Annotated in this window: 7 protein-coding genes and 2 tRNA genes; 1 reads left to right on the top strand and 8 read right to left on the bottom strand. The window is 59.2% G+C overall.

Annotated features, from left to right (window positions below):
• Positions 1 to 477 (top strand): IS66 family transposase (locus DBO86_RS04630; protein WP_146173183.1); only part of this gene is annotated, 477 nt, incomplete at its 5' end.
• Here DBO86_RS04630 and DBO86_RS25790 read toward each other — a convergent pair.
• The 8 genes from DBO86_RS25790 to ispE all read right to left on the bottom strand — a co-directional run bounded on the left by DBO86_RS25790 (position 440) and on the right by ispE (position 6,047).
• The gene (locus DBO86_RS25790; RefSeq protein ID WP_146173182.1) at positions 440 to 1,234 is read right to left on the bottom strand and encodes a hypothetical protein; all 795 of its coding nucleotides are present in this window, start codon (positions 1,232 to 1,234) and stop codon (positions 440 to 442) included. The genes DBO86_RS04630 and DBO86_RS25790 overlap by 38 nt on opposite strands.
• Before the next feature lie 231 nt (positions 1,235 to 1,465).
• Positions 1,466 to 2,566: a redox-regulated ATPase YchF gene (gene ychF, locus DBO86_RS04625; protein ID WP_108233096.1), complete on the bottom strand. Its 1,101-nt coding sequence runs from the start codon at positions 2,564 to 2,566 to the stop codon at positions 1,466 to 1,468.
• A gap of 24 nt (positions 2,567 to 2,590) precedes the next feature.
• Positions 2,591 to 3,181, bottom strand: coding sequence for an aminoacyl-tRNA hydrolase (pth, locus tag DBO86_RS04620; protein WP_021488174.1), 591 nt, complete (start codon positions 3,179 to 3,181; stop codon positions 2,591 to 2,593).
• 63 nt (positions 3,182 to 3,244) lie between these two features.
• Entirely contained in the window at positions 3,245 to 3,850 is a 606-nt protein-coding gene (locus tag DBO86_RS04615) for a 50S ribosomal protein L25/general stress protein Ctc (RefSeq protein ID WP_017678148.1), read from the bottom strand.
• Positions 3,851 to 3,957: 107 nt separating this feature from the next.
• Positions 3,958 to 4,899 carry a ribose-phosphate pyrophosphokinase gene (locus DBO86_RS04610; protein WP_003244667.1) on the bottom strand — a complete coding sequence of 314 codons (942 nt, stop codon included), beginning with the start codon at positions 4,897 to 4,899 and terminating at the stop codon, positions 3,958 to 3,960.
• Positions 4,900 to 4,945: 46 nt separating this feature from the next.
• Positions 4,946 to 5,020: transfer RNA gene (locus tag DBO86_RS04605), tRNA-Gln, on the bottom strand.
• A 56-nt stretch (positions 5,021 to 5,076) separates the two neighbouring features.
• Positions 5,077 to 5,151 (bottom strand) — tRNA-Gln (locus DBO86_RS04600).
• Positions 5,152 to 5,177: 26 nt separating this feature from the next.
• Complete coding sequence (gene ispE / locus DBO86_RS04595; protein ID WP_108233097.1) at positions 5,178 to 6,047, bottom strand: 4-(cytidine 5'-diphospho)-2-C-methyl-D-erythritol kinase; 870 nt, start codon at positions 6,045 to 6,047, stop codon at positions 5,178 to 5,180.
• Positions 6,048 to 6,330: the final 283 nt, after the last annotated feature.

The following is a 6,330-nucleotide window of genomic DNA, read 5'->3' as shown; positions in this document are numbered from 1 at the left end:
GCCTTGAGGTACATCCAGCTGCTGTACGAAATCGAGCATGAAGTCCGCGACCTAGAACCGGATTTACGCCGCCGAATACGACAAGAAAAAGCCGTACCGGTGATGGACGCGTTGCATGCCTGGATGATCACCCAGCGCCTACTTGTGCACGATGGCTCGGCCATCAGCAAAGCATTGGATTACAGCCTCAAACGCTGGACGGCGCTGTCGCGCTATCTCGATGACGGCGCCGTACCCATTGACAATAATTGGGCAGAGAACCAGATCCGGCCATGGGCGTTGGGGCGCAAGAACTGGCTCTTTGCAGGTTCACTGCGCAGCGGTAAACGGACAGCGGCGATCATGAGTTTGATCCAGTCAGCTCGACTCAACGGGCATGACCCGTACGCCTATTTGAAGGACGTCCTCACGCGCCTGCCGACGCAGCGGGCAAGTGAGATTACGGAGCTGCTGCCGCATAGGTGGCGACTGGTTTAGTTGCGCAAGACGGGATGCCCAGACGCATACGTTTCACGGTCTCTTGCCAGGGCTCAATTGAACGAACTGCACGCATGATTTGCCCGACCATGAGTCTAGGAGCAAATGAGTGAACAGATAGGTCGCGGAAATTGCGACTAAGCTTTCGATAAGCCGAATCATTCATCGTATCCAGAGCAGCCAGAAACACATTAAATCGTGTCCAGCGCTGACCAAGGCGAATGACTTGCTTTCTGCGATCAGAGCGTCGGAGCCCTTGTCCGGGCCTCAAACCATCTTGATCAAGTCGATCAACGTAGCTTGGATCTACAAGGCAGTTGGCCTGATGTAAAAGTGTTTCTGTAAGAAGCATCAGGCGATCACTGACTGCACTAGGTTGATGCATGCAGAAGAAAGCTAGCGGCTTAACGAAGTGATGCAGCAGTTGCCACTTGTCTTCATCCTTCTCAAAAGACTCAACAACGGCATTCCATGCGTACCAGTCACGCAGGTATTTCCCCCAGGCATTTATCGTATTGATAGTTTCCTGAATTTCAGCAGCGGCGCCCCAAGACCAAGCAAAGTTGCCATTGGCTGCGCGTGCTCGTTTCACTGCCTCGTAGCCCACCAAGCCAGGAGTCCCGCAAGTGTTCGCAAGAAGCTGCTTGTAAAATCGCTCCATGGCTTCAGTGGTGAGGTTTCGCCATGAGATCCAGCCTTCACTATTGGCGAAATTCTCCTCCGGCTGACCGGACGAGCTGGCGGAGTCTTCAGTCATAACGCAACCAAAATTGCAGTTCAAAGAAGGCTTAACTCTGTCGTGCTTTCCGACTAACCGCAAGAATCCACCCACAGGAAAAGCAGAGAAGATCGTTACGAACTGGTTCACCAGTCTCAAGACGTCTCAAGCAAAGCCAGTGTGGTAGCGAAGTAATCCGGCAACATCCACACCCCAAAAACAACAAAACCCCGCTTTCGCGGGGTTCTGTTCATGCACTACCTACAACGATCAAACGTTAAAGCGGAAGTGCATCACGTCGCCGTCCTTGACGATGTAGTCCTTGCCTTCCAGGCGCCATTTGCCGGCTTCCTTGGCGCCGGCTTCGCCCTTGTACTGGATGAAGTCGTCGTAGGCGACCACTTCGGCGCGGATGAAGCCTTTTTCGAAGTCGGTGTGGATCACGGCGGCGGCTTGCGGGGCGGTGGCGCCGATGCGGACGGTCCAGGCGCGGACTTCCTTCACGCCTGCGGTGAAGTAGGTCTGCAGGTTGAGCAGCGAGTAACCGGCGCGGATCACGCGGTTCAGGCCCGGCTCTTCCATGCCCATGGTTTCGAGGAACATCTGCATTTCTTCGAGATCGTCCAGTTCGGCGATCTCTGCTTCGATCTTGTTGCACACCGGTACGACGATGGCGCCTTCTGCGTCGGCGATGGCTTGCACCACGTCGAGGTGCGGGTTGTTCTCGAAGCCGTCTTCGGCGACGTTGGCAATGTACATCACCGGCTTGGTGGTGAGCAGGTGGAAGGTCTTGGCCAGGCGCTTCTCGTCGTCACCCAGGTCTTTGAGCAGGCTGCGCGCCGGCTTACCTTCGGTGAGGTGGGGGATGAGTTTTTCCAGCAGGGCCTTCTGCGCCACGGATTCCTTGTCGCCACCCTTGGCGGTGCGAGCCACGCGCTGCAGTTGTTTCTCGCAGCTGTCGAGGTCGGCCATGATCAGTTCGAGGTCGATGATCTCGATGTCGCGCTTGGGGTCGACGCTGTTGGCAACGTGGATGACGTTGTCGTCTTCAAAGCAGCGCACCACATGGGCTATGGCGTCGGTCTCGCGGATGTTGGCGAGGAACTTGTTGCCCAGCCCCTCACCTTTCGACGCGCCCGCGACCAGGCCGGCGATGTCGACGAATTCCATGGTGGTGGGGATGACCTTCTCGGGTTTGACGATTTCGGCCAGGGCATCCAGGCGCGGGTCGGGCATGGGCACGATGCCGCTGTTCGGCTCGATGGTGCAGAAGGGGAAGTTCTCCGCCGCGATGCCGGATTTGGTGAGGGCGTTGAACAGGGTGGACTTGCCGACGTTGGGCAGGCCGACGATGCCGCAGTTGAATCCCATGATGTGTCCCTCGGTAAAAGATGGTTACTTGGTGGCCTTCTGGCTATGCAGTTTGCGCATGGCCACGGTCCAGTCGCCGGCAAGTATTTCCGGCAGGACGTCCAAGGCGAAGTCGATGCTCTTGTCGAGCAGTTCCTGTTCGCTGCGTGGGGCGCGTCCGAGCACGTAGCCGGATACCAGGCTGGCGTGCCCCGGGTGGCCGATGCCGAGCCGCAGGCGGTGGAAGTTATTCTGGTTGCCGAGCTGGGCGATGATGTCGCGCAGGCCGTTGTGCCCGCCGTGGCCGCCGCCCTGTTTGAGCTTGGCGACGCCGGGTGGCATGTCGAGTTCGTCGTGGGCCACCAGGATTTCTTCGGGTTTGATCTTGAAGAAATTGGCCAAGGCCGCCACGGACTGGCCGCTGCGGTTCATGTAGGTGGTGGGGATGAGCAGGCGAACTTCGCGCCCCTGGTGAACGAACTTGCCCACCAGGCCGAAATACTTGCGATCGACAGATAGGTTGACGCGCTGGCTCTCGGCCACGCGCTCAACGAAAAGGGCCCCTGCATTGTGCCGGGTCTGGTCGTATTCGGGGCCGGGGTTACCCAGGCCAACGATCAGTTGTACGGCAGTCATACAGGAGCCCTTTTGAGGAAATCGCCCGGCGTGATCGCCTGCCGGGCGGGTTCCGCGCTGTGATTACTCGGCAGCGCCTTCTTCGTCTTTAACGCGGCTGGCGTGGATGTTGGAGACAGCCAGGTCGTTACCATGAGCCAGAGCAACCAGCTCAACGCCTTTCGGCAGCTTCAGGTCGGACATGTGGACGGTCTGGCCAACTTCTACTGCAGCCATGTCGACTTCGATGAATTCCGGCAGGTCTTTCGGCAGGCAGGAAACTTCGACTTCGCTGATGGTGTGGGAGATCTCGCCACCTTGCTGCTTCACTCCAACGGAAGTAGCTTCGTTGATGAAGTGCAGGGGTACGTGAGCGCTCAGCTTCTGGCCGGCAACGACGCGCTGGAAGTCAGCGTGCAGTACGAAGCCTTTGGCCGGGTGGCGCTGCAGGGCTTTGATCACGACGCTTTCTTTGGTACCGGCAACGTCCAGGCTCAGAACGTGGCTGAAAGCCGCTTCGTTTTCCAGCAGCTTGGCCAGGTCTTTGGCCAGCAGGCTGATCGATTGCGGGGCTTTGTCGCCACCGTAGATCACGGCAGGAACCATGGACACGTTACGACGCAGGCGGCGGCTCGCACCTTTCCCCAGGTCGGAACGCACTTCGGCATTCAGGGCAAATTCAACAGTCATTTCACTTCTCCAAAATAACCAAACCGCCTTGTGGCTTGCGACCAGCCTCGGGCGGTAGGGCAAAAAGCCCCGCACGAGGCGGGGCAGTGTGATCTGGCCAGTTCCGCTTAGCGGAACATGGCGCTGATCGATTCTTCGTTGCTGATGCGGCGTACCGCTTCGGCAACGACCGGGGCGATGTCGAGCTGGCGAATGCGCGAGCAGGACTGCGCCGCAGCGGACAGCGGGATGGTGTTGGTGACCACCAGCTCGTCCAGGACGGAATTCTCGATGTTCTCGATGGCGCGGCCGGACAGCACCGGGTGGGTGCAGTAGGCGTAGACCTTGGCGGCGCCGCGCTCTTTCAGTGCTTTGGCGGCGTGGCACAGGGTGCCGGCAGTGTCGACCATGTCGTCGACCAGGATGCAGGTACGGCCTTCGACGTCACCGATGATGTGCATCACTTCGGACTGGTTGGCCTTCTCACGACGCTTGTCGATGATCGCCAGGTCGACGCCCAGGCTCTTGGCCACGGCGCGAGCACGTACGACGCCACCGATATCGGGGGAGACGATCATCAGGTTGTCGAAGCGCTGGTCTTCGATGTCGTCGACCAGGACCGGGGAGCCGTAGATGTTGTCCACCGGGATGTCGAAGAAGCCCTGGATCTGGTCAGCGTGCAGGTCGACGGTCAGCACGCGGTCGATACCGACCACGGTGAGCATGTCGGCAACCACTTTGGCGCTGATTGCCACGCGCGCGGAACGCGGACGGCGATCCTGGCGGGCATAACCGAAGTAGGGGATGACTGCAGTGATGCGAGTCGCCGAGGAACGGCGGAAGGCGTCGGCCATCACTACCAGTTCCATCAGGTTGTCGTTGGTGGGTGCACAGGTCGGCTGAATCAGGAAGACGTCCTTACCGCGAACGTTCTCGTTGATTTCGATCATGACTTCGCCGTCGGAGAACTTACCGACCGAAGCATCGCCGAGGGGAATGTGCAGCTGACGAACGATCCGTCGCGCCAGATCGGGGTTTGCGTTCCCCGTGAAGACCATCATCTTGGACACGCGCAGTACCTGCCGGCTGGGGGTATACCTGGATGGGTATGGAAAATGGCAGGGGCGGCTGGATTCGAACCAACGCATGCCAGGATCAAAACCTGGTGCCTTACCGCTTGGCGACGCCCCTATATTCTGTGTTGAATGCTTGTTGACTCGGTTCTCGATGCCTCCCGAGGGAGGTTATGGCAGGGGCGGCTGGATTCGAACCAACGCATGCCAGGATCAAAACCTGGTGCCTTACCGCTTGGCGACGCCCCTGTATCGTATAGCCGAATGCTGAGCATTCACTTCTTGGCCAATGCTTGGAGCCTGCGGTGCAGCATCGAAATGTTGCGACCTTGAGCGACAAAGCTCGGCAAAGTGCCTGGAAGTTGGCGGGCGACTTTATCAGCATCGTCCCTATTTGGGAAGCTCCCAAATATGCAAGCTCCAGTGCCGGTCAATCTAGCTGAAACAAATTTGTTCAACAAGATCAAAGCGTTACGAACTTCAGGGTAACGCTTCTCTACAACCGGCTGGCAGTCGTTTCGACCACCCCCCGCAAGAAGGCTGCGAACTTTAATGGGCGGCGTATCGCGTGTCAACTCGGGCGAGCCGAAAACTTCTGCTGTGCTGACAAAGACTTGCGGTACTGCGACGAGGAACCAGGGCTCGTCCAGTTCGACTGGGGTCAGGCGCTCGCCAACGCCTTCGGCGAAGGCCGCGCGGCCGCGCACGAATACCGGTACGTCGGCGCCCAGGGTCAGGCCCAGTTCGGCCAGGCGATCTTCGCCCAGTTGGGTTTGCCACAGGTGGTCGAGACCGAGCAGGGTGGTGGCGGCATCCGAGCTGCCACCGCCGATGCCGCCGCCCATGGGCAGGCGTTTGTCCAGCCAGATATCGGCGCCGAGCTGGGTGCCGCTGGCTTCCTGCAGCCTTTTGGCTGCGCGCACGATCAGGTTGCTGTCATGTGGCACGCCGTCGATGGGCGTGTGCAGACGGATTTCGCCATCCTGACGCAGGCTGAAGCCGAGCTCGTCGCCGTGGTCGAGAAACTGAAACAGCGTCTGCAGCTCGTGATAGCCATCGGCGCGGCGGCCGAGGATATGCAGCATCAGGTTGAGCTTGGCGGGGGCGGGCAGGATCAGTTCGGCGTGGCTGGGGATGGCGGTCATGGTCGGGGCAGGGGCATCGTCGTGAGGCATGTGGCGATTGTATTCGGGAAATGCATCGGCAGGTGCGTCAGAGGAGCATCGCGGCTGAAACGGAGTGCCGCCCAGCCGCTCCTACAAAAACGCTGTCTCCCCTGTAGGAGCGGCTTTAGCCGCGAAGTGCTTCGTTCGTAGCCCAATGAGATGGACTCCTCCCTCCTACGGCGTCATTGCGCCAGACTGTAGGTTACGAAACAAACAATCCCGGAGGGGGAGCCCGCATGAAACTTAAACGCATAGGCGTGGA

The sequence above is a fragment of the Ectopseudomonas oleovorans genome (assembly GCF_003052605.1).
In the GTDB taxonomy this organism is placed as follows: domain Bacteria; phylum Pseudomonadota; class Gammaproteobacteria; order Pseudomonadales; family Pseudomonadaceae; genus Aquipseudomonas; species Aquipseudomonas oleovorans_A.
The sequence above is the reverse complement of the archived record's forward strand: the minus strand, read 5'-3'. Positions and strand labels throughout refer to the sequence as shown.

What these genes read in the sequence shown, in the direction of transcription:
- DBO86_RS25790 (WP_146173182.1), bottom strand. Translation starts at nt 1,234, where the DNA reads ATGACTGAAGACTCCGCCAGCTCGTCCGGTCAGCCGGAGGAGAATTTC.
- ychF (WP_108233096.1), bottom strand. Translation starts at nt 2,566, where the DNA reads ATGGGATTCAACTGCGGCATCGTCGGCCTGCCCAACGTCGGCAAGTCC.
- pth (WP_021488174.1), bottom strand. Translation starts at nt 3,181, where the DNA reads ATGACTGCCGTACAACTGATCGTTGGCCTGGGTAACCCCGGCCCCGAA.
- DBO86_RS04615 (WP_017678148.1), bottom strand. Translation starts at nt 3,850, where the DNA reads ATGACTGTTGAATTTGCCCTGAATGCCGAAGTGCGTTCCGACCTGGGG.
- ispE (WP_108233097.1), bottom strand. Translation starts at nt 6,047, where the DNA reads ATGACCGCCATCCCCAGCCACGCCGAACTGATCCTGCCCGCCCCCGCC.